The sequence below is a fragment of the Paraburkholderia fungorum genome (genome assembly GCF_900099835.1).
GTDB classification, from domain to species: domain Bacteria; phylum Pseudomonadota; class Gammaproteobacteria; order Burkholderiales; family Burkholderiaceae; genus Paraburkholderia; species Paraburkholderia fungorum_A.
In genome coordinates, this window is the sequence record NZ_FNKP01000002.1 from 582,508 (window position 1) to 607,294 (window position 24,787).

At 60.9% G+C, this 24,787-nt stretch carries 21 protein-coding genes; 14 read left to right on the plus strand and 7 right to left on the minus strand.

Annotation, left to right across the window (positions count from 1 at the left end):
- Positions 1–126: 126 nt before the first annotated feature.
- The gene (locus BLS41_RS18650; protein ID WP_074767486.1) at positions 127–1,323 is read right to left on the minus strand and encodes an acyltransferase family protein; all 1,197 of its coding nucleotides are present in this window, start codon (positions 1,321–1,323) and stop codon (positions 127–129) included.
- 594 nt (positions 1,324–1,917) lie between these two features.
- Here BLS41_RS18650 and BLS41_RS18655 point away from each other — a divergent pair.
- Together BLS41_RS18655 and BLS41_RS18660 are read left to right on the plus strand one after the other, a co-directional pair.
- A complete protein-coding gene (locus BLS41_RS18655) occupies positions 1,918–3,054 on the plus strand; it encodes an OpgC domain-containing protein (RefSeq protein WP_074767487.1) in 1,137 nt (378 codons plus the stop codon).
- Entirely contained in the window at positions 3,051–4,754 is a 1,704-nt protein-coding gene (locus tag BLS41_RS18660) for a tannase/feruloyl esterase family alpha/beta hydrolase (protein WP_074767488.1), read from the plus strand. Before BLS41_RS18655 ends, BLS41_RS18660 begins: the two co-directional genes overlap by 4 nt.
- 220 nt (positions 4,755–4,974) lie before the next feature.
- Here BLS41_RS18660 and BLS41_RS39385 read toward each other — a convergent pair whose 3' ends face one another.
- Positions 4,975–5,388, minus strand: coding sequence for a hypothetical protein (locus BLS41_RS39385; protein WP_074767489.1), 414 nt, complete (start codon positions 5,386–5,388; stop codon positions 4,975–4,977).
- 274 nt (positions 5,389–5,662) lie between these two features.
- On the opposite strand from BLS41_RS39385, the gene BLS41_RS18670 reads away from it, so the two are divergent.
- Together BLS41_RS18670 and BLS41_RS18675 are read left to right on the plus strand one after the other, a co-directional pair.
- Positions 5,663–6,589: an ABC transporter ATP-binding protein gene (locus tag BLS41_RS18670; RefSeq protein ID WP_074767491.1), complete on the plus strand. Its 927-nt coding sequence runs from the start codon at positions 5,663–5,665 to the stop codon at positions 6,587–6,589.
- Positions 6,586–7,347, plus strand: coding sequence for an ABC transporter permease (locus BLS41_RS18675; RefSeq protein ID WP_074767493.1), 762 nt, complete (start codon positions 6,586–6,588; stop codon positions 7,345–7,347). Before BLS41_RS18670 ends, BLS41_RS18675 begins: the two co-directional genes overlap by 4 nt.
- Before the next feature lie 142 nt (positions 7,348–7,489).
- Here BLS41_RS18675 and BLS41_RS18680 read toward each other — a convergent pair whose 3' ends face one another.
- A complete protein-coding gene (locus tag BLS41_RS18680) occupies positions 7,490–8,506 on the minus strand; it encodes a helix-turn-helix transcriptional regulator (protein ID WP_074771041.1) in 1,017 nt (338 codons plus the stop codon).
- An 85-nt stretch (positions 8,507–8,591) separates the two neighbouring features.
- On the opposite strand from BLS41_RS18680, the gene BLS41_RS18685 reads away from it, so the two are divergent.
- From BLS41_RS18685 to BLS41_RS18700, 4 genes are all read left to right on the plus strand, one after another.
- Positions 8,592–9,038 carry a helix-turn-helix domain-containing protein gene (locus tag BLS41_RS18685; RefSeq protein ID WP_074767495.1) on the plus strand — a complete coding sequence of 149 codons (447 nt, stop codon included), beginning with the start codon at positions 8,592–8,594 and terminating at the stop codon, positions 9,036–9,038.
- A gap of 199 nt (positions 9,039–9,237) precedes the next feature.
- Positions 9,238–9,663: a DUF3830 family protein gene (locus BLS41_RS18690; RefSeq protein WP_074767497.1), complete on the plus strand. Its 426-nt coding sequence runs from the start codon at positions 9,238–9,240 to the stop codon at positions 9,661–9,663.
- A gap of 225 nt (positions 9,664–9,888) precedes the next feature.
- Positions 9,889–11,109 carry a sensor histidine kinase gene (locus tag BLS41_RS18695; protein WP_074767499.1) on the plus strand — a complete coding sequence of 407 codons (1,221 nt, stop codon included), beginning with the start codon at positions 9,889–9,891 and terminating at the stop codon, positions 11,107–11,109.
- A 550-nt stretch (positions 11,110–11,659) separates the two neighbouring features.
- Complete coding sequence (locus tag BLS41_RS18700; RefSeq protein ID WP_253189710.1) at positions 11,660–14,386, plus strand: YadA family autotransporter adhesin; 2,727 nt, start codon at positions 11,660–11,662, stop codon at positions 14,384–14,386.
- A 167-nt stretch (positions 14,387–14,553) separates the two neighbouring features.
- Here BLS41_RS18700 and BLS41_RS18705 read toward each other — a convergent pair whose 3' ends face one another.
- The 3 genes from BLS41_RS18705 to shiA all read right to left on the minus strand — a co-directional run bounded on the left by BLS41_RS18705 (position 14,554) and on the right by shiA (position 17,808).
- Entirely contained in the window at positions 14,554–14,682 is a 129-nt protein-coding gene (locus tag BLS41_RS18705; RefSeq protein ID WP_074767503.1) for an MFS transporter small subunit, read from the minus strand.
- A gap of 10 nt (positions 14,683–14,692) precedes the next feature.
- On the minus strand, positions 14,693–16,096 hold the full coding sequence (locus BLS41_RS18710) for an L-lactate MFS transporter (protein ID WP_074767505.1): 1,404 nt from the start codon (positions 16,094–16,096) through the stop codon (positions 14,693–14,695).
- A 392-nt stretch (positions 16,097–16,488) separates the two neighbouring features.
- A complete protein-coding gene (gene shiA / locus BLS41_RS18715; RefSeq protein ID WP_074767507.1) occupies positions 16,489–17,808 on the minus strand; it encodes a shikimate transporter in 1,320 nt (439 codons plus the stop codon).
- 383 nt (positions 17,809–18,191) lie between these two features.
- Here shiA and BLS41_RS18720 point away from each other — a divergent pair, with 383 nt between their 5' ends.
- From BLS41_RS18720 to BLS41_RS18745, 6 genes are all read left to right on the plus strand, one after another.
- Positions 18,192–18,431 (plus strand): hypothetical protein, encoded by a 240-nt coding sequence (locus tag BLS41_RS18720; protein WP_074767509.1) that lies wholly within the window; start codon positions 18,192–18,194, stop codon positions 18,429–18,431.
- Entirely contained in the window at positions 18,409–19,128 is a 720-nt protein-coding gene (locus BLS41_RS18725; protein ID WP_012427873.1) for a GntR family transcriptional regulator, read from the plus strand. Before BLS41_RS18720 ends, BLS41_RS18725 begins: the two co-directional genes overlap by 23 nt.
- Positions 19,129–19,688: 560 nt before the next feature.
- On the plus strand, positions 19,689–21,455 hold the full coding sequence (locus BLS41_RS18730; RefSeq protein ID WP_074767511.1) for a thiamine pyrophosphate-binding protein: 1,767 nt from the start codon (positions 19,689–19,691) through the stop codon (positions 21,453–21,455).
- A 24-nt stretch (positions 21,456–21,479) separates the two neighbouring features.
- A complete protein-coding gene (gene frc, locus BLS41_RS18735) occupies positions 21,480–22,727 on the plus strand; it encodes a formyl-CoA transferase (RefSeq protein WP_074767513.1) in 1,248 nt (415 codons plus the stop codon).
- Positions 22,728–22,791: 64 nt separating this feature from the next.
- A complete protein-coding gene (locus BLS41_RS18740; protein WP_074767515.1) occupies positions 22,792–23,604 on the plus strand; it encodes a fumarylacetoacetate hydrolase family protein in 813 nt (270 codons plus the stop codon).
- Between the two features lie 56 nt (positions 23,605–23,660).
- Positions 23,661–24,419 (plus strand): NAD(P)(+) transhydrogenase (Re/Si-specific) subunit beta, encoded by a 759-nt coding sequence (locus BLS41_RS18745; RefSeq protein ID WP_074767517.1) that lies wholly within the window; start codon positions 23,661–23,663, stop codon positions 24,417–24,419.
- A 68-nt stretch (positions 24,420–24,487) separates the two neighbouring features.
- On the opposite strand, the gene BLS41_RS18750 is transcribed toward BLS41_RS18745, so the two are convergent.
- Positions 24,488–24,787, minus strand: a complete 300-nt coding sequence (locus BLS41_RS18750) for an HAD family hydrolase (RefSeq protein ID WP_074767519.1) — start codon at positions 24,785–24,787, stop codon at positions 24,488–24,490.

Genomic DNA, 24,787 nt, shown 5'->3' on the forward strand with positions numbered 1-24,787 from the left:
GTCCTGCTTTGCGCGTGGCCGGAAACAGCCGGCTTGTGGTGAGGCCGCATGATACCGCGCCGTCAAAGCGGCTGCATGTCAGCGCAACTCGAAGCACACCCGGAAGCGCAACGAATACGCGCGTGATTACACCACGTCCGAAGCGGTGCTGTCTTCGCGCAGTCTGCGTTCGGCGCGTGCGGCTGACGAGGTTCCGCGCGCTGGCATCGTCACTGGTTGGGCGGCGTCAGGCTGTGCACGCGAGCGCGTCTTGAGTCGCAGCACGGGTTCCTCGATCAGCCGCCACGACAGAACCGCTATCGCCAGCGAGATCGCAAACGACGCGACGATACCCGCCGCATGCGCCCACATCGGCACCGTGCCGCCGAACAGCGCTTCTGCGTGACGGTTGCGGGTCAGGTCGGGTATCAGATTGTGATAGAGATAGAAGCCGTAGCTGATGCGTCCAAAGCTCACCAGCCAGCGCGTTTCGAGAAAGCCGATCACCACCGCGTTGCGGCAGCACGCAATGGAACCCACGAGCGCCGCAATGCAGACCCCGTACGCGCCGCTAATCGCTGTGAACAACAACGGGTTGTCCACCTGACTCCACGTCGGCTCGGTGGCGCACAGCGCGACCAGTGCAAGACACACCACAAACAGCGTGATGCCGTGACCGAGCCACGCGCGCGTTCGCGCCTGCTGATGTTTTCCCGCGACCATCAATCCGCCGATTCCTCCCAGCGCAAGCAGCCAGAAGTTCGTCAACGGATGCGTGTAGATCGTGATCTCCTGCCAATGCGCGGCACGCATCGCCAGTAACGAAAACAGGCCGAGCGCGACGATCGCCCAGCACGCCGCGCGATGCCGCCGCGTCGCGAGCAGCAGCAATAGCGGCGCGACCACCAGATAAAACTGTTCCTCGATCGCGAGACTCCACAAATGCGAGTAGCGTCCCGGCCACGAATGCAACACGGAGCCGATCCAGATATTCGACAGATACGCGAAGTGAAACGGCATGCCGCTCGCGAGTTCGGGACTCGCGAATCCGAAAGCCATCAGCACGCACATCACCACCAGCATCAGGTAGTAAATCGGAAAGATGCGCACGGTCCGGCGAAACAGGAAGCGCTTGAGTTCCGCGCCGAAGCGGGTGCCGCCCGCTTCGATCCGCGCGCGTTGTCCGGACAGAATGCCGATGATCAGAAAACCGCTCAGCGCGAAGAAAATCCAGACGCCGAGATGGCCGATCTCGCCGATGTCGCCAAACAGGCGGTGCTGAAAAAATACCATCAGGACTGCGATGGCGCGCAATCCGTCGAAGCCGGCAATCCTGTTGTTCATGGGTCGTCTTCCTCGGCGAAGGTGGCGCGCGTGGCGCTGCCGTTCAGGGCGGTAAGGGTGACAGCGGTACGCATCGGCAACGGTAAGGTCGACCGTGGCGAATGGACGGCGTCGTCATGACGCTCAGCGGACAAGCATGTCCGGTCCACACGAATGGCTGCCGCGTAATAAGTGCACCTCGGGGAGCACCGCAAAGGGCGCCGCGCGATGCGCGCGAACTCATGCGGTCGAGCATGAAGGCATCGTCCGATGAAAAAAAGCGAAAAAAATCGCGCGTTACGTTCAGAAATTCTTTTCGCCGTTAATGACCGGTTGTATTCCCATTTCGCGATTTAAAGCCGCAAATCTTGCCGCAAACCCGAAGACGCTGCGACTCAGTATTACCGCCCGCCGACAACTGAATTTCAGATTGCCATGCGACCTCGCATAACCAAAGGCCGGTTGTCAGCGCGCGAGGGCCTCGCGCGCAAACGTGATGGGAACAATTTATTCTCATGGTGTTCCTACGAACAGTAGCGGCGCGTCGACGTCTCGTCGCCTTGTCGCCGCTATTCACAGCGTGAGCGCAAACGCGCGTCAATCAGTGAGAATCGAATGGCAATCCGTCACGCTCGCACCGGAGGAAGTCCCGCTGGGGGACGTTCGATCGAAGTGGATTTCTTTCGCGGCCTCGTGCTGATCGTGATCGTGCTCGACCATATTCCGGGCAGCACGCTATCGCATCTGATGTTGCACGCGTACGCGATGTGCGATTCCGCGGAAGTGTTCGTGTTCCTCGGCGGCTATGCGTCGGCGGCGGCTTATACGGCGGTGCTCGCGGGCCGTGGCGAGAGCGCGGCGAAGATGCGCTTCGTCCGACGCTGCTGGGAAATCTATCGCGCGTATCTGTTGACGGCCGTGCTGACGCTCGTGTCGGGCGCGCTCCTTGCGCTGTTGCATCTGAACCCGCCGATGGTCGAGTTGAGCGGCTGGCCGCCGTTCGCCGGCCAGCCGCTGCGTCAGGCGTTCGACATCGCCGTGTTGCGGCGTCAACCGTATCTGTCGAGCGTGTTGCCCATGTACGTGATATTCGCGCTCTGCGTGCCGTTCGTGGTGCCGCTCGCGCGCCGCGCGTCGGTGCTGGCGCTCGCATTGAGCGTGGCGATCTGGGCGCTGGCGCGTCCGCTAGCCTCGTTATTCAGCATTGACGATATGTCCGACTGGGCTTTTAATCCGTTTGCGTGGCAGCTGATGTTCGTATTCGGCGTACTGTGCCGCGTGCAGCCTGTCAGCGAAAGTTTTCACACGAGCCGCGCCGCGCGCTGGCTGACGCGTGCGGCAATCGTCGCCGCGCTGACCTTCGCAATCGTCAAACTTTTCGTGCTGACGCAACCGTTGCCCGGCACGCTTAAACAGAACCTTTCCGTGGACCGCGTGATCAACTTCATCGTCATTGCCTGGCTCGCCGCGCAGTTGGTGCGTATGGGTGGCATTGCGTGGCTTGCGCAGCGGCTGCCTGCGGTCGTCACGGTCGGGCGCACAGGGCTGGTTTGTTTCGTCGCCGGTACGCTGGTTTCGCTGATCGTCGATACCGCCACGCCGCACATGTTTCATGGCTTTCGCGGCGTGCTGGTTGGACTCGGCGGCGATCTGGTCGCGATCGGCGCGGTGCTGATGATCGCGCGCGGCTGGAGCGGCTGGAAAAGCCAGCAGGCGGCTGCGCCCGCCAACAACGGCGCGGGTGCCGGATGACGGTGCGATGGCGCCGCCCACGTTTGACAGCCAATGCTCGGATGGCCCGCGCGTTCTCCTGGTTCGCTCCCGTTGTCGTGTCGATCGGTATTGGCACGGCTTCGTGTCTGCTCGCTGAGCCCGCTTTCGCCGCGTCTGGCGATACACCGCTCGCCATGCATTGCACCGACCTGGCCGGCGCGGCGGTGTCCGCTGAACTCATCGGATTGCCGACTGCGGGCGCGCAGATCGAAACCGCAGCAATGGTGGGCGCGACCGCGCAGGGCAACCAGCAGGGCGGCGAATATTGCCGCATAACCGGCCGCATCAAGGCGCTCGAAGCGACCACGCCCGATATCCGTTTCGATCTGAATCTGCCGCGTCGCTGGAATGGTCGCGCGTTGCAGATTGGCGGTGGGGGTTACAACGGCGTGGTCGTCAGCGGCACGGGTGTGATGCCGTTCTCGCCGAACCGCGCGCCGCTCGCGCAAGGCTATGCGACGTTCGGCGACGACTCGGGGCACGTCGGCGATTCGTCGCTCGCGGTGTTCGGTCTGGTCGACGAGGCGGTGACGAATTTCGGTTACGCACATCTGAAGAAAACGCACGACGTCGCGCTCGCACTGATTGCGCGCGCGTACGGCAAGCCGCCGCAGCGGATGTATTTCGCCGGTGGCTCGACCGGCGGCCGCGAAGGCTACACCGTAATGCAGCGCTATCCCGACGACTACGACGGCGTGATCGCTAACTCGCCAGCGCTGAATTTTTCGGGTGTGAGGCTGCTCGGCGTGAAACTCGGCAACGCCGAATACGGCACACCTGGCGGCTTCATTCCGCCGCCGTTGCTGGAGCATGTTTATCAGCGAACGCTTGCGGTGTGCGACCGGCTCGATGGCGCAGCCGATGGCATCGTCAGCAATGTCGAGGCTTGCCGCAAGCAGGAAGCGGACATCATCGAGTCGCTGCGTTGCACTGCCGGTTCAGCCTCAGCCGATGAATGCCTCACGGACCCGCAACTCGCGACCTTGCTCGTGATGCGCGACGGTCTGAGCCTGCCGTACAAACTCGCGTGGGATGTCGGCGGCTATCGCGGCTACAACATTTTTCAGGGCACGCATCTGACGGGAATGCTGGGGCTCGCGCATCAACCCGGGCGCTTGCCGGTGCCGACGTTTTTCGATAACGGCTATCTGTTCGCGCAAGGTGACGGTTATGTCCGCTACTTCGTCACGCGCGATGCACGTTTCGATTCGCTCAAATTGGATCCGCAACGGCCGGGCAAATATCGCGCGCAACTGGTCGCGCTGTCGCAGACGATCGGCGCGATGAATCCCGACCTGTCGCGCTACATCGCGCGCGGCGGCAAGCTCATCACATTGCAAGGTCTCGCCGACGAAGTCATCAGCCCGAATCAGACCATCGGCTACTACGAGGCGCTGATGGATCGCTTCGGCGCGGATCAGGTGAATGGATTCATGCGGCTTTATATGGTGCCGGGTTTTCAGCACGGTGGCGGCGTGTTCATTCCTTCGGTCGATCTGCTGGGCGCGCTCGATAACTGGGTGACGCACGGCGTTGCGCCTGAAACGTTGACGGCCACCGATATCGCCGCGGCGACCAATGGACGCTCGCGTCCGTTGTGCCGTTATCCGCTGTTTCCGCGCTATGTGGGCAAGGGGAATGTGAATCTTGCCGGTAGCTTTACTTGCGCGGAGCCGTGAGACAGTCCGTGGGTTTTGCGAGCGCACTACGAAGTGCCGTGTCTTCCTGAAAAAAGTGCGCAGCGGTTGGAAATTCGACTTGGTTCAGCGGCGGCATTGACTCCCTAAAGTTGAGAGCGCGACAAAAAGGGCGGCGCCGCCACTTCCGGCTGCGCCGCCCGTATCAACTTGCAAACCGCAACTTCCCGATCTTCAATTCCACTACACGACGAATCGGAGATCACTGTCCGTTCTGCATCGTGCCCGTGTTGCCGTTCATGTTATTGCCCGTGCCGTTGTTCATGCCATTGCTCATGTTGCCGCCGGAGCCCTTCATCGACGGGCTATTCGGCGAGGCTCCAGTGCCCGTGCCCATGCCGCCGCCCGTCCCGGTCACGCCCGGCGAGCCGTAGCCCGAGGAATTCGGCGAGCGCATCGTGTTCGGGCCGACACCGGGCGATGCGGTCCCGCCTGCGCCGCCCGTCGTGCCGCCGCCCGCACCTACGCCATTGCCGCCCACTCCAGCGCCAGCACTCCCTCCAGCACCGCCGCCTGCGCCGCCACCGGCACCTGCTCCGGCTGCTTGTGCATACGCACCGCCCGACAGCGCCATCACGAGTGCCGACGCCAGAACCGCTTTCGTAACGTGTTTCATGGTCCACCTCCATCGATTGGATTGATTTCACGCGAGCGTCTGTCGCTCGCATGCATGGACTGCCGCAAGCGGTGTGCCTCAGCCGTCAAGCTGCGAGTTCCGGCCGGAGGCAAGGAGTCCACGGGCACGTCACAGGGTTCACCCGGGGCGCGCAGATCGGAGCGCTGCACGCTTTGCCACTTTCCATTACATTGCGGGTGCGCTCGCGCGATTGCAGCGCTTTTTCCAACCCAGCTTTTTCAACCCAACAACGGTGTCTGCCATCGTCGACTCCATGCAGCCAATCGTCTCGGTCAAGAACCTGTCGAAAACCTATGCCAGCGGTTTTCATGCGCTAAAAAATATCAATCTGGCGATCAACCCCGGAGAAATCTTTGCGTTGCTCGGGCCGAACGGCGCGGGCAAAACGACCCTCATCAGCATCATCTGCGGCATCGTCAACGCGAGCGAAGGCAGCGTGACGGTGGACGGCCGCAACATCGCCACCGACTATCGCGGTGCCCGCTCGCTGATCGGCCTCGTGCCGCAGGAGCTAACCACCGACTCGTTCGAAACCGTCTGGGCGACCGTGTCGTTCAGCCGTGGGCTATTCGGCAAGCCGAAGAATCCGGCGTATATCGAGAAGGTTTTGCGCGATCTGTCGTTGTGGGAAAAGCGCGACAGCAAGATCATCACGCTGTCGGGCGGCATGAAGCGGCGAGTGCTGATCGCGAAGGCGCTGTCGCACGAACCGCGCGTGCTGTTTCTCGACGAACCGACCGCCGGCGTCGACGTCGAATTGCGGCGCGATATGTGGAAGCTGGTGCGCTCGCTGGCCGAAAGCGGCGTGACGATCATCCTCACCACGCACTACATCGACGAAGCGGAGCAGATGGCCGACCGCATCGGCGTGATCAGTGCGGGCGAAATCATGCTGGTCGAAGAAAAGACCGAGTTGATGCGCAAGCTCGGCAAGAAGCAGTTGACGCTGCAACTCGAGAGCCCGCTCGCGCAGGTGCCGCCGTCGCTGGCCGGTTATGCGCTGGGTCTGGAGAAGGGCGGCAACGAATTGATCTATACGTATGAAGGCGAGGGCGGCCGCACCGACATCATCGCGCTGCTGAAGGCGCTCGATGACGCCGGCATCCGCTTCAAGGATCTGCACACCACGCAGAGTTCGCTTGAAGATATCTTCGTCAGTCTGCTCCGGGGTGGTCAATGAATATTCACGCAATCCGCGCGATCTACAAGTTCGAGATGGCGCGCACCTGGCGCACGTTGATGCAGAGCATCATCGCGCCGGTGATTTCAACGTCGCTCTATTTCGTCGTGTTCGGCGCGGCAATCGGCTCGCGCATCAAGGAAGTGGACGGCATCAGTTACGGCTCGTTCATCGTGCCGGGGCTGATCATGTTGTCGCTGCTGTCGCAGAGCATTTCGAATGCGTCGTTCGGCATCTACTTTCCGCGCTTCACGGGCACGATTTACGAGTTGCTGTCTGCGCCGGTCTCGTATCTGGAGATCGTCGTGAGTTACGTGGGCGCGGCCGCCACCAAATCGATCCTGCTCGGGCTGATCATTCTTGCCACGGCGGGGTTGTTCGTGCCGCTGCAAATCCAGCATCCGTTCTGGATGATGCTTTTTCTCGTGCTCACGGCGGTGACCTTCAGCCTGCTCGGGTTCATCATCGGCATATGGGCGGATAGTTTCGAGAAGCTGCAACTCGTGCCGCTGCTGATCATTACACCGTTGACCTTTCTCGGTGGAAGCTTCTACTCGGTCAACATGCTTCCCGATTTCTGGCGCGTCGTGACGCTGTTCAATCCGATCGTTTATCTCGTCAGCGGCTTTCGATGGAGCTTTTTCGGACTCGCCGATGTGAACGTCGGCATCAGCCTCGCGATGACCGCGCTGTTTCTCGCGGTGTTTCTGCTGATCGTGGGCTGGATCTTCAGAACGGGTTATCGCTTGAAAAGCTGACGGCATTCATGAAGGCGGCATGAGAAGCTGGCCGGGACCTTTGCTACTGAGCCGCCAGCTTTCATGTCCGTCGAACTGAGTCTGCCCGACACGCTCACCGCGCAGGTGACGGCTTTCGCCGTCACGTCATCCACGCTTCGAACTACGACACATAAGCCTGCGCGACATTGATCAACTGCACGCGATTGCGCACGTTGAACAACTGCCGCAACCGACGCAGGTGATAGTCGACGTTATGCGGCGACAGTCCGAGGAAATACGCAATTTCCTTGTCACGCTGACCCTGTACGACCCCCTTCAACACCGCATGCTGCAACTCGCTCAACGCAACGGGCTGCTGCTGGGCGGGCGCGATGCCGATCGCGCTTTTCGCATGCGTCCAGATGAATTCGTGGATCGTGTGCGCGAACATCAGCGTTTCGGCGACGATCGACTCCGTCATCCAGCGCGGGTTGCCGATCTCCGAGTTGAAGCACAGGCTCGCGCTCAGTTCCGGCTCGGGCAGCGGCATTCGCGTGAGAATCCCGCTTTTGCGGCCGGTGGCCTCCAGCATGTCGATCAAACCGCCAAGCCGTTCGCTGCGCAGTTGCGCGCGCGGCAGGTCGGCGCGCAAATCGGCGGTATTCCACAGCAACGGCATGCCGGTCGGCGACGCCAGCGCCACCCGCGGGTCCAGTTCGAAATAGCGCTCGCGGAAATAGCGCGTGAGCCAGGTCTGCGATTCGTAGCTGCTGAGCACGAACATCGTCTTGTGATGCGCGGACGTGCGCGTCGCCGTATAGCTGAACGAGTCGAAACCCAGCTGTTTGATGCGCCGCCGCACGAAGTCGATGCGGTCCTGCGCATTGTTGAACCGGCCAAGCGGACTGATGAACGGCGCACTGCGCCGTGTAGCCGGCGACGGCGTGCCGATCTCCTCCTCGGTGAAGAGCGTGAGAAAGCCTTTGGGCGCCGCCCCCGCACCCGCTGCGGTGCGGGTCGCGGTTTCCGGGATGCCCGATGCTTCAGCCGCGTGGGCTGACGCCCCCGGTTGCCGCGTGCCGGCCGGGTAGGCCGGTTGGGCGGACACCGCAGGGTTACAGGCTGCCGATGCGTGCCCGGCTTCGCCTTGCGGCGGGCCGGTCAGCCAATGCGGCAGCGTATCGCATTCGTGTTCCATGAAACGGTAGCTCCGGGGTTCGAAACGCATGAAAGACGACAAGCAGAATGATTAGCGATTTCCGGAAATTACGGTAGCCGGTTCCTTGCTATCATTTTCGGGTTCTTGCGCTGGCCGTGAAAAACTGGCCGGACTGGGCAGTATCCATTTCGCGCGCCTGTTTCGTCTTGAGACCGGCGAGACCAACGAGGCGCCGCACGAATTCGTCACGCGTTTGCGGCTTGAAGAATCGGCGAGGCTGCTGCGGACCACCTGTCAGACCGTGCTGCAGATTGCAATTGCGGTGGGTTTCGGGGGCACCAGCCACTTCTCCGCGCGGTGCGGGCGTGACGATGACGTGATTCCACTGGCTGATCGGCTACCCGCTTGCAGGATGAACGCCCGGCGAACAGAGCGACCGGGTCGCAAGGGTACGGGCATCGCAGCCGGTTCGTCTGCGTCAGCAAATCACGCGCGTTTCGCAGTTTGCTGCGCATTGCGTGGCTTGCAAACTACGAACTTTCGTGGCGGCGAGTGGTTAGACCTGGCATGAATTTGTTTGACCAGCACGTCCAACGGCTTTCGACGGCGCGGTTGCGGCCGGTCTAACTGGCCTGACCGCCTGAAATGCAATCGTATCTGTTGGACCCTTGCGCGGGGCGACAGAATAACGCCCACCTGCCTTGGCCGAGGCCGCGTTTGACCGACCGTTCCATTCAAGCTCATTCAACCCGTCACCTGGAAATTCTGCGATGACCCGACTCCGAATCACGTCCTGCGGCCACGAATTCATTGCCGAAACCCATCCCGACGCGCCCGACACCGTCGCCGCGTTCATGAAGCTGCTGCCGTACCGCCAGAAGATCATTCACGTGCGATGGAGCGGCGAGGGCTGCTGGGTGCCGCTCGGCGATTTCAAGCTGGAAAACGACGGCGTCGCGGTCAGCTTCGAGAATCACACGAGCCATCCGTCGGTCGGCGACATTCTGTTTTACCCGGGCGGCTACAGCGAGACCGAGATCATTCTCGCGTACGGCTCCTGCTGCTTTGCGAGCAAGATGGGGCAACTGGCGGGCAACCATTTCCTGACTATCGTCGAAGGCCGCGAGAAGCTGCGCGAACTCGGCACCAAGGTGTTGTGGGAAGGCGCGCAGGAAGTGCTGTTCGAAAAAATCTGAACGCAGAGCCGCAGCGGACACGCAACAGCGCGTCCTAACCCTGGTTAATTTCCGTTCCGTAAATCGCGCATACTGGAGGCGCAGGAGCGGCCCGTGAAGCGCGCGGGACGCGCCTCCTGAGTGTCTTTCGAGTGTCTCCCGAGCGTGGCTGCTGCCGTTGCCGCGCGCCGGCCAAGGCGCGAAACATTCATTTTTGCGGCCGCCACGCGGCACCAGGTCTCCTACATGCCGGACTCGCCTCTCTCTCCGCTCGCCGCCTTCGCCGCACATCTGCGGCAGCACCAGGTCGATTTGACCGAACGCTGGATGAAGGCCGTCTTTCACGATGCCGATCTGACCGAATCCGACCGGCTCACCTACGAGCAACTCGCCGACCACATCCCGAATATTCTCGACGAGATTTGCAGCGTGCTGGAAAACCAGGACCTCGATCATGTCGAGACCGCCATCGAACGGGACGCGCGGCTGCACGGCAAATTGCGCTGGAAACAGGGCTACCGGATCGACGAACTGGTGCGCGAACTCGACCTGTTCCGGCAGATGCTGACGGGCGCGATCGTCGAATACAGCGAAACGCGGCCGTCGTTCACGCGGCGTCACGAAGAGCGCGCACGGCATTTCATCGACGAGGCCGTGAGTTTCGTCACGCTGACGTCGATCCGCGAGGTCGTCAACGAGCGCGACCGCAAGATCGACGACTACACCGGGCGGCTCGAACGGGTCAATCACGAACTGACGCTCAAGCAGCGGTTGGTCGGCGAACTGCACGAATCGCGGATGCAGATCACGCGCAGTGTCGTGCACGATCTGCGTAACTTTCTCAATGTGTTTTCGATGGCGCTGCAACTGATGAGCCGCGCGCCGTCGAAAACCGAGACCGCGCTCGCACTGGCAAACCGCCAGGCCGCGGATATGAAAACGCTGGTGGACGAACTGGTCGAATATTCAGTCGTACTTGGCGACACCAGCCCGCTCGCGCTGGAACGTTTCGCGCTGCGCGAGCTGTTCGACGAGTTGGCGATCTCGTGCGAGCCCGCCATCGAGGCGAAGGGGCTGCGCCTGCAGACCTCGTTCGACATCGCGCTGACCGAGGTCGTCTCGAACCGGCTGAAGCTCAAACAGGTCGCGCTCAACCTGCTGACCAACGCCGCGAAATACACGCGCGCGGGGCAGGTCGATCTGACCATGACCGCGACGGAAAACGATCGCTGGCGGCTGCGCGTGTCGGATACCGGCGTGGGAATCGGCGCGGCCGACCGCGAGCGGGTATTCAAGGAGTTCGAACGCGCTACCGATGACGATATCCCCGGCGCCGGTCTGGGTCTCGCGATCGTCAAGGAGTTGTGCCGGGTGCTCGAAGGGGAGATCCGCTTCGATTCACAGGAAGGCGAGGGGACGGTCTTCGAGATTACTTTTCCGATGCATCTGCAAGCCGGTGAGTCTTGAAGGGCTCTGGTCCGGTTAAGAGTGATTGGGGTTTTTTGCCGTCTTGGCTTAGGCCTCGCGGTATTTCGTCTTAATTATTCTATGTATTTTTAAGGTGAATTCCGGTTGTTTCTTGTTGCTTGGCTTCTCATTTTAGAAGTCTGGAATTAATTCGAATTTCAGCTTGTTTAATGCAACTCTGGGTAAGAAAAGCGGCTGATTTTAGCTATTTCGCCCGAGTGGTGTTATGCCTTTTATCCTGATCAAGTTGTTCCGTAGCTTTTTTAGGAGTAGTCGTATTCTCGATGCGACCTGCTTCACGGCACACTTGGCATTGCGTTTTTTTCAATCAAACGAAAGCGTAATGCGCTCCTAATTTCCCATTGGTTTAATCCAATTTATTAGGATGTCATAAGAAATGTCTCGGTTAATAAGCTGAGCAAAAGGATGAGAGGACATGTTGAGTAAGAGCTATAAGAATGTGCTTATTAAAGCGCCCCGTATTGCCGAAGCTGTACCGACTTTTGCAAAGCGAAGTGGACTGAAAGCCGCATTGGCGTGCCGGACGCTGATGGCAGCCAGTGCCGGTTTGTTGAGCGCGCTGACGCTGGCTCAACCCGCTCGCGCCGAAACCTGCGCGCCGCAGGCGCAGGACTGTCCCAGCGTCGAACAGGTGTTGACGGCGTTTGCGCAAAGCGCGTCGGCGGATGCAACCAGTCCGACGGCCGCGACGAATAGCATGAGCGGAATCGCGAGCACCCAGGAGGTCGCGGCGCAACCGCAAATTGCCGCGGTCGCGGCCACGGCTCCTTCCGTGACCGACTACATCTCCGTCAGCGAAAACGTCGTGCAGGGCACCCGCACCAGCGCGTCGAGCGCGCTGAATGCAATGGCGATCGGCCCAACCGCTGCGGCGACGGGTATCAATGCGGTGGCTGTCGGCGCAGGTTCCGCTGCGGGGAGCGACGCGTCCACGGCGATCGGTTCGGGTGCGGGCGCGTTGTCCATCCACTCGACCGCCATCGGCGCGGGAACGACGGTGGGCGTGCTGTCCGACAACTCGGTGGCGATCGGCTACAACGCCCGCTCGAGCGCGCTCAACAGCATGTCGATTGGCGGCTTTGCCAGCGCGACCTCGGCCGGGTCGGTAGCGATTGGCTATAACGTGTTTGTCGCGCAGGCGGCCACGAACTCGCTGTCACTGGGATCGAACTCCTCGGTCAGTGCAGCCAATTCGGTCGCGCTCGGCAGCGGGTCAGTCGCGGATCGCGCCAACGTGGTCGCGGTGGGCAACGCGACGCAAAGCAGACAGATCGTGTCGGTCGCGGACGGCACGCAGGCCACTGACGCGGCCAACGTCGGCCAGCTTTCCCGCGTGGCGAATGCGCTGGGCGGCGGCGCGTCGATCGATACGAACGGTGCGATGGTCGCGCCGGCTTACACCATCGGCGCAGCGACTTATAGCGACGTCGGCTCGGCGCTCGCGGCAGCGGTCACAGCGGGAGTGCAGGCCAGTACCGACTCCGTTCAGTACGATTCGACCGCGCATGACGTGGTGACGTTGGGCAACGCGGGCACGCCGGTCCGGATCGCCAACGTGGGCGCCGCCAATCTCGCAGCGGATAGCTCGGATGCGGTGAACGGCGGTCAACTGTTCGCGACCAACCAGGTTGTCGAGGAGAACACGAGCAACATCACGAACCTCGATCAGCGCGTGACTGACAACACGTCGAGCATCACGAACCTCGACCAGCGCGTGACTGACAACACGTCGAGCATCAACAACCTCGACCAGCGCGTGACCGACAACACATCGACCATCAACAACCTCGACACGCGGACCACCACGATCGAAGGGGACGTGACGAACATCACGAACCAGATCACTAAAGGAGAAATCGGGCTGGTCCAGCAAGACGAGGCGTCGCGCGATCTCAGCGTGGCGAAAGATACCGATGGTGCGCGCGTCGATTTCAGCGGCACTTCAGGTGCGCGTGAATTGACGGGCGTGGCGGCGGGCACTACAGACGAGTCTGCAGTCAACCTGAGCCAGCTTAAACCGGTGGCGGCCGCGCTGGGCGGCGGCGCGCAGATCAACGCGGACGGCTCGTTCACCGCTCCCACGTATCACGTGCAGCGCGGCACGCAAAGCACGGTCGGCGACGCGCTCGGCTCGCTCGACAGCGGACTCAGCACGCTGCAGCAGAACATGGCGAACGGCGGCATCGGCGTGGTCACGCAAGACCCGGTGACGCGCGCGATCAACGTCGGTGCAACGATGGACGGCTCGCTCGTCAACATGGCCGGCACAGCGGGTAAGCGGGTTGTCAGCGGCGTCGCGCAGGGCGCGGTTAGCGCCGCGAGTAGCGACGCGGTCAACGGTTCGCAACTGTATGCGCAGGCGGCAAGCACGGCGGTGGCGCTCGGCGGCGGCTCGACTGTGGCGGCGGATGGCACGGTGACCGCGCCTTCGTATAGCGTCGACGGGACGATGGTGAACAACGTCGGCAGTGCAATCACGAATCTGGACACCCGCACGTCGCAAAACAGCAATGACATTGCGAGTTTGCAGACGACGGTCGGCAGCATCAATGGATCGGTCGCGAACGCGGTGCAGTACGACAGTGCCGCTCACGACAGGATCACGCTCGGCGGCACCTCGGCCGACGCGTCGAAGGTCACGCTGACCAACCTGCAGGCCGGCGAGGTATCGGCCACCAGTAGCGATGCGGTGACCGGCGCGCAACTCTGGCAAACCAACCAGCAGATCACCAATATCAGCCAGTCCGTGCAGAACTTCCAGGGCACTGGCGACGCTTATATGTCGGTCAACAGCGCCGGTAACGCGGCACAGGCGATTGGCAACAGTTCGGTGGCGATTGGCGGCGGCGCGCAGGCATCCGCACCGAATTCGGTGGCGATCGGCGAGGGTTCGGTGGCCGACCAGACCGGCACGGTCTCGGTAGGCTCGTCGGGCAACGAGCGTCGCATCACCAATGTCGGTGCAGGGCAGGCGCCTACCGACGCCGTCAACATGCAGCAGTTCCAGGGCGGCATGGACAAGATTGCGCGCAATGCTTATTCGGGCACGGCGTCGGCCATCGCGCTGACCATGGTTCCAGAAGTCGACGCGAGCAAAAACCTGGCGATCGGTGTCGCAACAGCTGGTTATAAGGGATATCAGGCAGTGGCCGTGGGTTTCTCGGCGCGTGTCACGCCTAGCCTGAAGGTGAAAATCGGCGCGGGTATCAGCGCGGCAACGACGACGGTCGGGGCGGGCGCCGCGTACCAGTGGTAGCAGAAGACCAATGTTTTACACGCGTGCCGGCCGGAGCATGGCCTTACGCGCATAACTTCTCGCATGCGTAAAAGCGAAAACCGGCAGCGAAGCATCGCAACAGAACGTTGCAACATGCACTCGCTGCCGGTTGTCGTTACCCGAGCGGACGGGCGAAGCAGTCGAACTTATTTGAACAGCTTCATCGCCTGCATGAGCGTGTTAACCACGCCCCATGCGAGCGGAAGTGTCACGTACAGCCAGAAGATCGCGAGCTTCGCCTTGCTGGTCGGATGCGGAGTGTGAAGGGTCGACATGCGGATCTCCTTAGTTGCCTTTGGCGAGTTGTTCGTCAGTCATGTGGTGCTTCTCGTCCACACGCTTGACCAGCAGATTGCAGACAAAGCCGATCACCAGCAGCGCCGCCATGATGTGGACGGTCATCGTGTACGCATCCGCTTTGGCGACACCGTTCGCGACTTCATATGCGCGAATGTAGTTCACCAGCACCGGACCGGCGACACCCGCAGCGGCCCACGCGGTCAGCAGCCGCCCGTGAATGCCGCCGACGAATGCCGTGCCGAACATGTCCGCGAGATAGGCGGGCACCGTGGCAAAACCGCCGCCGTACATCGTCAGGATCACGCAGTACGCGAGCACGAACAGCGCGATCTGGCCGGAGGCCGCGAAGCCCGGCACCAGGTAGTACAGCACCGCGCCGAGCGCGAAGAAAATGAAGTACGTGTTCTTGCGGCCGATCCAGTCCGACGCCGACGCCCACACGAAACGGCCGCCCATGTTGAACAGCGACAGCAGCCCCACGAAACCTGCGGCAGCCGCCGCCGATACCGTGTTCTTGAAGCTTTCCTGGATCATCACCGAGGCCTGGCCGAGAATGCCGATGCCGGCCGTCACGTTCAGGAACAGCACCAGCCAGATCAGATAGAACTGCGGCGTCTTCAGTGCCTGGTCGATATGAACGTGGTTGCGCGAAATCATCTTCTTCTGGCTGGTTGCGGGCGGCGTCCAGCCGGCTGGCTTCCAGTCCGCCGGCGGCACGCGGATCGCGAGTGCGCCGATCGACATCGAGATGAAATACGCGATGCCGAGCACGACGAACGTCTCCGCCACGCCGACGCTGGTGGCGCTGCGGAAGTGGTTCATCAGCGCGACCGACAGCGGTGCGGCAATCATCGCGCCGCCGCCGAAGCCCATGATCGCCATGCCGGTCGCCATGCCGCGACGATCCGGGAACCAGCGGATCAGCGTTGAAACCGGCGACACATAACCGAGCCCAAGCCCGATTCCGCCGATCACGCCGTAGCCGAGATAAAGCAGTGCGATCTGATGCAACTGCACGCCGAGCGCGGCCACCAGGAAGCCGCCGCCGAAGCAGCACGCGGCGGTGAACATCGTGCGGCGCGGGCCGACACGTTCGAGCCATTTACCCGCAAAAGCCGCCGACAAACCGAGGAAAACGATCGCCAGCGAAAAGATCCAGCCGAGCGAGGTCAGCGACCAGTCGTCGGCGGTGGATTGCGTGATGCCAATCACCTTGGTCAGCGGACCGTTGAACACGGAGAACGCGTAGGCCTGGCCGATACACAGGTGAACGGCGAGGGCGGCGGGCGGCACCATCCAGCGCGAAAAACCCGGTTTCGCGACGGTGGCCTGCTTGGAAAAGAATGGGGTAGAGCCGGACGCCCCGCCTGGCTCGGTGATGCTGCTCATGGTCTGTCTCCGTTGACGAAGTATTTGTTATCGGCGTTCACACGCGATGCTTGAGGCGTCGCGCTGAAAAGTCCGCTGATTCCCGTATCGTCAAAATATGAAATGAATTTTCATGTTTAGCGGGTTCATGTCGCCAAGAAACCCGCCTGGTCGAACGATATGGGGTGAACTTCGCCTTTGCAATATGAGATAGCAAAGCATAAGGCGTTCACCCGATGGAGGCGCGATTGTAATCGGACGAATGGAGGCCGTAAGGGGTCGTGCGCGGTGACGTGTGAAATTCAGTGGTAATCAGACCTTGGCAAAGCAAAATGCAGCGCAAAAAACAAAACGGGCCGGCGGTGGCTTCTTCGCCACTCGCCGGCCCGTTCGGCCTTGTTGCTCCGCGAGATTCAGGCGGTGCCGCGGCCCGTTTTCATTTTTGCCGCGACCGCTACCGAGATCGCGCAGCCAATCGCGAGATAGGCCGCTACCGGATGCCACGAGCCGCCCGCAAAGCTGACCAGCGCCACCGCGATAAACGGCGTGAAACCGCCGCCCACCACGCTCGCCACCTGATAGCCCACGCCCGCGCCGCTATAGCGATACTCGGTGCCGAACAGTTCGGTGAACATCGGCTGTTGCACGCTGACCACCATGTCGTGCGCGACGTTCGCGAGCATCACCGCGAAGACGACGATCCACACCGTCGAGCGTGCGTCGAGTGCGAGGAAGAACGGCACCGCGCTCAACATGCCGATCACCGCGCCGATGATGTACACACGGCGGCGGCCGAAGCGGTCCGCGAGCAGTGCAAAGCAGGGAATCGTCACGCAGCTCAACGCGCCGACCAGCAGGCCGATCGTGAGGAAGAACTCGCGCGGCATGTGCAGGTTCGCGGTCGAGTAGTTAAGCGCGAATGCGGTGACGATATACATCGTGAACAATTCGGCCAGACGCAGCGCGATGATCAGCAGGAACGCTTTCGGATGACGCAACAGCGCTTCGACGATCGGCAGACGGACACTGCGCTCGCCCTTTTTGCCGACCTTTTCGACGAACTCCTTCGACTCTTCCATGCTCGAGCGGATCCACAGCGCGATCAGCACGAGCACGACGCTGAACAGGAACGGCAGACGCCAGCCCCAGCTGAGGAACGACTCGTTATCCATCGAGCGGCTGATGATCGCCACCAATCCGGTCGACAGCACGAGGCCCACGCCGTAGCCGACCTGCACGCCGCTGCTGTAGAACGCTTTCTTCTTCTCCGGCGCGCTTTCGACCGCCATCAGCGCTGCGCCGCCCCATTCGCCGCCGACGGCGAAGCCCTGGATCGCACGCAACGTCACGAGCAGAACGGGCGCCCACCAGCCGATGGTGGAGAAGGCCGGCAACAGTCCGATTGCCGCCGTGGACAGGCCCATCATCATCACGGTCAATACCAGCATGCGTTTGCGGCCGAGGCGGTCGCCATAGTGGCCGAACACGAAGCCGCCGAGCGGGCGGAACAGGAAGCCGACGCCGAAGGTGGCGAACGCCGCCAGCGTGCCCATGGCCGGGCTGACCTTCGGGAAGAATTCGGCGTTGAAGACCAGCGCCGCGACGATGCCGTACAGCAGGAAGTCGTACCAGTCGACCACGGCGCCGACGAAGCTGCCGAGTGCCGCTTTGCGTGCCTGGCTGCGCGTGGCGCGGTTATCGGCCATTGTGGCCGTCGGGATGGTGGTGCTCATGACGCAGGTCTCCTTGAAACTTGGGCGGCAGGGTGGGATCGGGCGGCGCAGTCAGGCGGGCGTAAGGCCAAGCTCGGGGCCGCAGTCGATCCATGCCGGATGTCCCGAAGATTAATGACGCAACGCGGATATCACAATCCGCATTCGAATGAAATTGCGCGATCATCGCACGGAAGTGCGCGCATAGCGCGCGTTTTGCGCGTATACACCAAGCATCTTTGCTTTGTTCGAAGCGGCGAACCCGTCGTGCTCGCACCGTGCTAACGTGAGACTGCATCCTGAAAACAACATTTTCGTTGATATACTACATACGGAATATTGAAAAATGCGGCGTTGCAGCATATGATTGAGTGGTTCGCTCACTTAATCGTCTGGAGTTGCAAATGGAGTTTGTGCCTCTTGCGCTGTTCGCCGTTGCTGTTGTGGGTTTAGGCGCTGCCGCCACCGTTTTGTTGACCGACTGGATTCCGCAATCGGTCGCGCAACTTGCGTCGCAACATGGCCGTTTTATTGGCCTGGGTGAGCAAGCTGGCGGGGCAGGTGCAGCGCACGCAATGTCCGCAGTGCCGGTTTGCGCGCATGTCCAACCAGAGGCGATGAATGTCGTCAGAACTTCAAACTGAAGCAGTGGCTACTCCGCTGACCTTGTCGTTGCAGCCCATCGGCGCGAGCGCGAGCTTGCGCGATCAGGCGTATGCGATGCTCCGCCAGGCGATTGCCGATGCGGATATCTACCAGAACCGCGAAGAAATCCGGCTCGACGAGCGCGTGCTGAGCGAGTCGCTCGGCGTGAGCCGAACGCCGGTGCGCGAGGCGATGACCTTGCTCGAACAGGAAGGTTTTTTGCGGATGGTGCCGCGGCGCGGCATTTACATCGTGCGCAAAAGCAAGCGTGAAATTGTCGAGATGATCCAGATGTGGGCGGCGCTCGAAAGCATGGCGGCGCGACTCGCCACGCTGCACGCTACCGACGAGGAAATCGCCCGTTTGCGGCACATGTTCGACAATTTCCGCGACGCGACGCCGGCCGAGCATATTGCCGAATATTCGGACGCCAACATCGCGTTCCACCAGGCGATCGTCGAGTTGTCGAAGTCGCAGATCATCCTCGATACGATCAAGAACATCTTCATCCACGTGCGGGCGATTCGGCGCATGACGATCTCGCAGAGCGATCGCGCGTCGCGCTCGATCGTCGATCATCTGCGGATTATCGAAGCGCTGGAAAAGCGGGATACGGAACTCGCCGAGCGTCTGACGCGCCAGCACTCGCTGGATCTCGCGGCGTTTGTCGAAGCGAATTGCGATTTTCTGGATTGAGGTTGGATGCCGATGTGAGCGCGTAAGCGCAGTAGCAAAATCTGGAGAGGCCCGCAGTGTGAAAACACTGCGGGCCTTTTTGTTTTGGTTCTTTCTTTGGCGCGGTGCCGCACGAGGCTTCGGGATAAACCCTTCCTTGACGCTCTTAAAAATAAGGTATGTGATATATCAACAGCGATCAGGGTGCGTGCAAGAAGTGGGTGGTTTCCCTTGTCGGGTTTGAGTTGGCTCAGTTTTTGGCATAAAGCCTTGCCAGATAAGGTTTTTTGTCGAATCAGGAGCAGTCATGCGACGTGAATTCGGCCTTGCTTGAGTGTGATATATCACATACGGTATGTATCTACTTGGGTCAGATGAAGTTGCCGGAATCGACAGCCGTTGCACTACCGAGTGAGCAGCAACAGTTTTCATGGGGCCGAGTAAGCGCCAAGGCGCTCACTCCCACCGACAGCGTTGCATGGGGTGGGAGTAAGCGCTAAAGCGCTAACTCCCACCGACAGCGTTGCATGGGCTCCAAGTAAGCGCTAAAGCGCTAACTTGGAGCGACACAGGAGACGACCATGTCTGCAGTTGTTTCATCGTTGACCTCAGCCACAAACAGCGCCACCACCGCCGACGACACCCTCAAGCAGAAGACGCGCAACGCCGGCGTCATCTCCGGCGGCCATCTGGTGGCGAAAGCACTGAAAAACGAAGGCGTCGACACGATCTTCACGCTGTGTGGCGGCCACATCATCGATATCTACGACGGCTGTGTCGATGAAGGAATCCGCATCATCGACGTGCGGCACGAACAGGTCGCCGCGCACGCCGCCGATGGCTACGCGCGGCAAACCGGCAAGCTCGGCTGCGTCGTCACGACTGCGGGCCCAGGCTGCACGAATGCGGTGACGGGCATCGCCACCGCGTTCCGTTCCGAAAGCCCGATCCTGCATATCGGCGGACAGGGCGCGCTTACCCAACACAAGATGGGCTCGCTGCAAGACCTGCCGCACGTCGACATCATGGCGCCGATCACCAAGTTCGCCGCCAGCGTGTCGAGCACCGAGCGGGTCGCGGACATGATTTCGATGGCCGCGCGCGAGTGCTTCAACGGCGCGCCCGGTCCGTCGTACCTGGAGATTCCGCGCGACGTGCTTGACCGCGAAGTCGACCTGACGCGCGCCGTGGTGCCGCAGCCGGGTCACTATCGGGCGTCGACGAAATCGGTCGGCGATCCGCGCGATATCGAAAAACTGGCGGACGTCCTCGTGAATTCGGAGCGTCCCGCGATTCTGTACGGGCAGCAGGTGTGGACCGCGCGCGGTCATGAAGAGGCGATCGCGTTGCTGCGCGGGCTCGACAGTCCCGGCTATTTCAACGGCGCGAGCCGTGGGCTGCTGCCGCCGGGCGATCCCCATCATTTCGACCGCACCCGTTCGCAGGCTTTTGCGAATGCGGATGTGCTGATCGTCGTCGGCACGCCGTTCGATTTCCGCATGGGTTACGGCAAGCGCATCAGCAAAGAGTTGACGCTCGTGCAGATCGATATGGACTACCGGACGGTCGGCAAGAATCGCGATATCGATTTCGGCCTGGTCGGCGATCCCGGTGCAATTCTGGCGGCGGTGCTGCAAGCCGCGAGCGGGCGTCTGAAGGATGACAAACGTCAGGCACGCCGCAAATGGATGGCGCAATTGCAGGACGCGGAAGCCACCGCAACCGAAAAGCTGATGCCGCTTTTCAAATCGAATAGCACACCGATTCATCCATACCGGGTCGCTTACGAACTCAACGAATTCCTCTCCGACGACACCGTGTATATCGGCGATGGCGGCGATGTCGTGACGATTTCCGCGCAAGCGGTGCGCCCGCGCCGGCCGGGTCAATGGATGGACCCGGGCGCGCTCGGCTCGCTCGGCGTCGGCACCGGCTTCGCACTCGCGGCGAAGCTGGCACATCCGCAAAAAGAAGTGCTGTGCTACTACGGCGACGGCTCATTCGGCATGACCGCGTTCGACATGGAAACCGCGAACCGCTTCGGCGCACCGTACCTCGCGGTCATCGGCAACAACTCTGCGATGAACCAGATTCGCTACGGCCAACTTGCCAAGTACGGCGACGAACGCGGCAACGTCGGCAATTTATTGAGTGATGTGCCGTTCAGCAAGTTCGCTGAAATGCTCGGCGGTCACGGCGAAGAAGTGCGCGACCCCGCGCAGATCGCCGGCGCGTTGCAGCGTGCACGTGAAGCGATTCATCGCACCGGACGTTCGGCGGTGGTCAACATCTGGGTCGATCCGCGCGAATACGCTCCCGGAACAAAAAATCAAACCATGTACAAATAAGCGGCAGCCTTCAGGAGACATGACATGAGCAAAGCACTCGACGGTGTGCGCATTCTCGATTTCACGCACGTTCAATCGGGGCCGACCTGCACGCAATTGCTGGCGTGGTTCGGTGCCGATGTGATCAAGGTGGAGCGAGCGGGCGCGGGAGATATAACGCGTGAGCAACTGCGCGATATTCCCGACGTAGACAGCCTGTACTTCACGATGCTCAATCACAATAAGCGCTCGGTCACGATCGATACGAAAAATCCTGAAGGCAAGCAGGTTCTCGAAGCACTGATCCAGAAATGCGATGTGCTGGTGGAGAACTTTGCACCTGGCGCGCTGGATCGAATGGGATTCACATGGGAGCGGATCCAGGAGTTGAATCCGCAGATGATCGTCGCATCGGTAAAGGGCTTTGGCCCTGGTCCTTATGAAGACTGCAAGGTCTATGAGAACGTCGCGCAATGTGCGGGCGGCGCGGCATCGACAACCGGTTTTGACGACGGGCCACCCGTCGTGACCGGCGCGCAGATCGGCGATAGCGGCACGGGTTTGCATCTGGCGCTCGGCATTGTCACCGCGCTATATCAGCGCACGCATACCGGTCGCGGACAGCGCGTACTCGCTGCAATGCAGGACGGCGTGCTCAACCTGTGCCGCGTGAAATTGCGCGATCAGCAACGGCTCGACCGCACCGGCACGATGAAAGAGTATCCGCAATATCCGAATGGGAATTTCGGTGAAGCGGTGCCGCGCTCGGGCAATGCATCGGGCGGCGGTCAGCCTGGCTGGATTCTGAAGTGCAAAGGCTGGGAGACCGATCCGAACGCTTATATCTACTTCATCACGCAGGCGCCGGTGTGGGCGAAGATCTGCAATGTGATCGGCAAGGAAGAGTGGGCGACGGACCCCGACTATGCAACGCCCGCCGCGCGCTTGCCGCATCTGAAGGATATCTTCGACGAGATCGAACGCTGGACGATGACCAAGACCAAGTTCGAGGCGATGCAGATTCTCAACAAATACGATATTCCGTGCGGCCCGATTCTATCGATGAAAGAAATCGCAGAAGAACCGTCGCTGCGTAAAACAGGCACGATTGTCGAAGTGGATCACCCGACGCGTGGCAAGTATCTGACCGTGGGTAATCCGATCAAATTGTCCGATAGCCCCACTGAAGTGAAACGCTCGCCCCTACTCGGTGAACATACCGACGAAGTGATGGCCGAACTCGGCTACTCACTCGAACAGATCAGCGCGCTGCGTACTGCCGGCGCGATCTAGCGCGTCACTCGCTGAGTCCGTCGTCAAAGAAACAGATCGTGCCGAAGCGCTCAAGGAGCGATGTATGGATACGTGGATGCGGTTCATGTCGGGCAATGGCGATATCGTGTTCGGTCGTGTGGAAGGTGGTTATCTGCACGAGTACGAAAGTATCGAGCGGCCGGTGCCGACCGGTGCGGTGTTGTCGACGCGCGCTCTGACGCCAGTCGCTCCGTGTGCGCCAGGCAAGATCGTCGCGCTGTGGAATAACTATCACGCGCTGGCGGCGAAGCTCGACAAACCCGTGCCCACGCATCCGCTCTTTTTGCTCAAGCCTGCCGGCTCGGTGATAGGGACGGGCGAGCCGATTCGTCGGCCGCCTGGTTACGCGGGCAAGATCGTCTATGAAGGCGAACTCGGCATTGTGATTGGCCGACGCTGTCGCAATGCAAGCGTTGAAGAAGCGGCCGATGCGATCTTCGGCTACACGCTGATCAATGATGTGACGGCCGCCGATCTGCTGAACGAGAATCCGCATTTTCCGCAATGGTGCCGCGCGAAAGGCTTCGATACGTTCTGTTGTATCGGGCCCGCTATCGTGTCCGGTTTCGACTGGCAGCGCGCGAATCTTGTCACATCGCTCGATGGCGTCGAACGGCAAAACTATCCTTTCGCCGATATGGTGTTCTCGCCCGCCGAGCAGGTCAGTCTCATCTCGCAGGATCTCACGTTCGAACCCGGTGACGTGATTGCGTGCGGCACGTCGATCGGAGTCGGCTCGATCAAGGAAGGTGCAACGGTGTCTATTACCGTCGATGGAATCGGCACGCTTAGCAATACATTGATCGCAGCAAACGCGACGGCGGCTAAAAAGGCAGAGCGCGTCGCGGCGGTCTGACTGGATGGATGGTTGGATGGCCAAACGTCGTCACATCGCAATACGGAGAACAAGGCATGCCGCTAGCGTCTGACAGTACCGCGTGGATGTGTTCTTTGTCAGAATCCGGCCTCGGTGTCGTGCCCGCCTCTGCAATGGCCTTGACGATTGGGATTGCTGTAATCGTTGCGCTTGCGGCAGTTGTACGGCGCAGAGTCGATCACGGATCCACACGTCGTGCGCTTCTCGCGTCCATGCTGGGAAGCGCAGCGGGATTCGCTTTCATGTCAGGCGGCTGCGCGCTTTATCTGTCGTCGTCAGCTTGGGCCAATATGGAGCGCGCCGAAATCGATGGCGCGGTATTTATCGGCGCACTCGTTTTCGCTTCATCCGCTATTGCGCTCTGCAAATTGCGTGGCGCATTGCCACTGAAAACGGTTGCACGTCCGGGGCACGGCATCGTCAATCTGATTGCGATCCTCTTATGCGCCTGGCTCGGTTATGGATTCGTGACCGAGCAGGCGCAACCGTTCGGACTCGCCGCATTACTCGCAACAGGTGCCTTGGCATGCGCTATCGGCGTACACATTACGACCAGTCGTGAGTACTCCGGTGAGCACGCGCTTGCAACTCTTGCAACCGGCAGGGCAGGGGTACTGTCATGCATCGAATGGCGTGGCGGAGATGAACCGGCATGGGTGTTGCGCGAAATACTGCCTGGCAGTGTGCGCACGGCAGCATATCGACATCGTCGCGACTGGCATAACGGCCATGGCAGATCGGGAGCGTGCGTGCGCCACCGGTTGACTCAATTGACGACTCGTCGCCGGCTATGAACGTACATACCTATCGGAGATCACGCATGCCGGAAGACGGGATCATGATCTCGTCTCCAGACTCATCTTTATGCAGCAGAGAACTCGCTGTAGTACTGCTCTTTCTTGTGCAGGATCATTTGCGCGAGAAAGTCGGCGTCGTAAGCACGATGAAGATGACTGTGATAACGCTCGATATAGGCCGTAATACGCGCCACTTCTCCGTTGAATTCCTTGAGGAGATCGAGCGTGTCACGGTCCCAGCGGAATCGCAAACCGAGATCGCTGAACGCTGCGTTATAAGCACTCAAGTGGGCGTCGTCGGGATGGCGTTGAGTAACGCGGGCAGAGCGGGCACTGCTGTCGGATTCAACCTGAGTGTGGTTCAT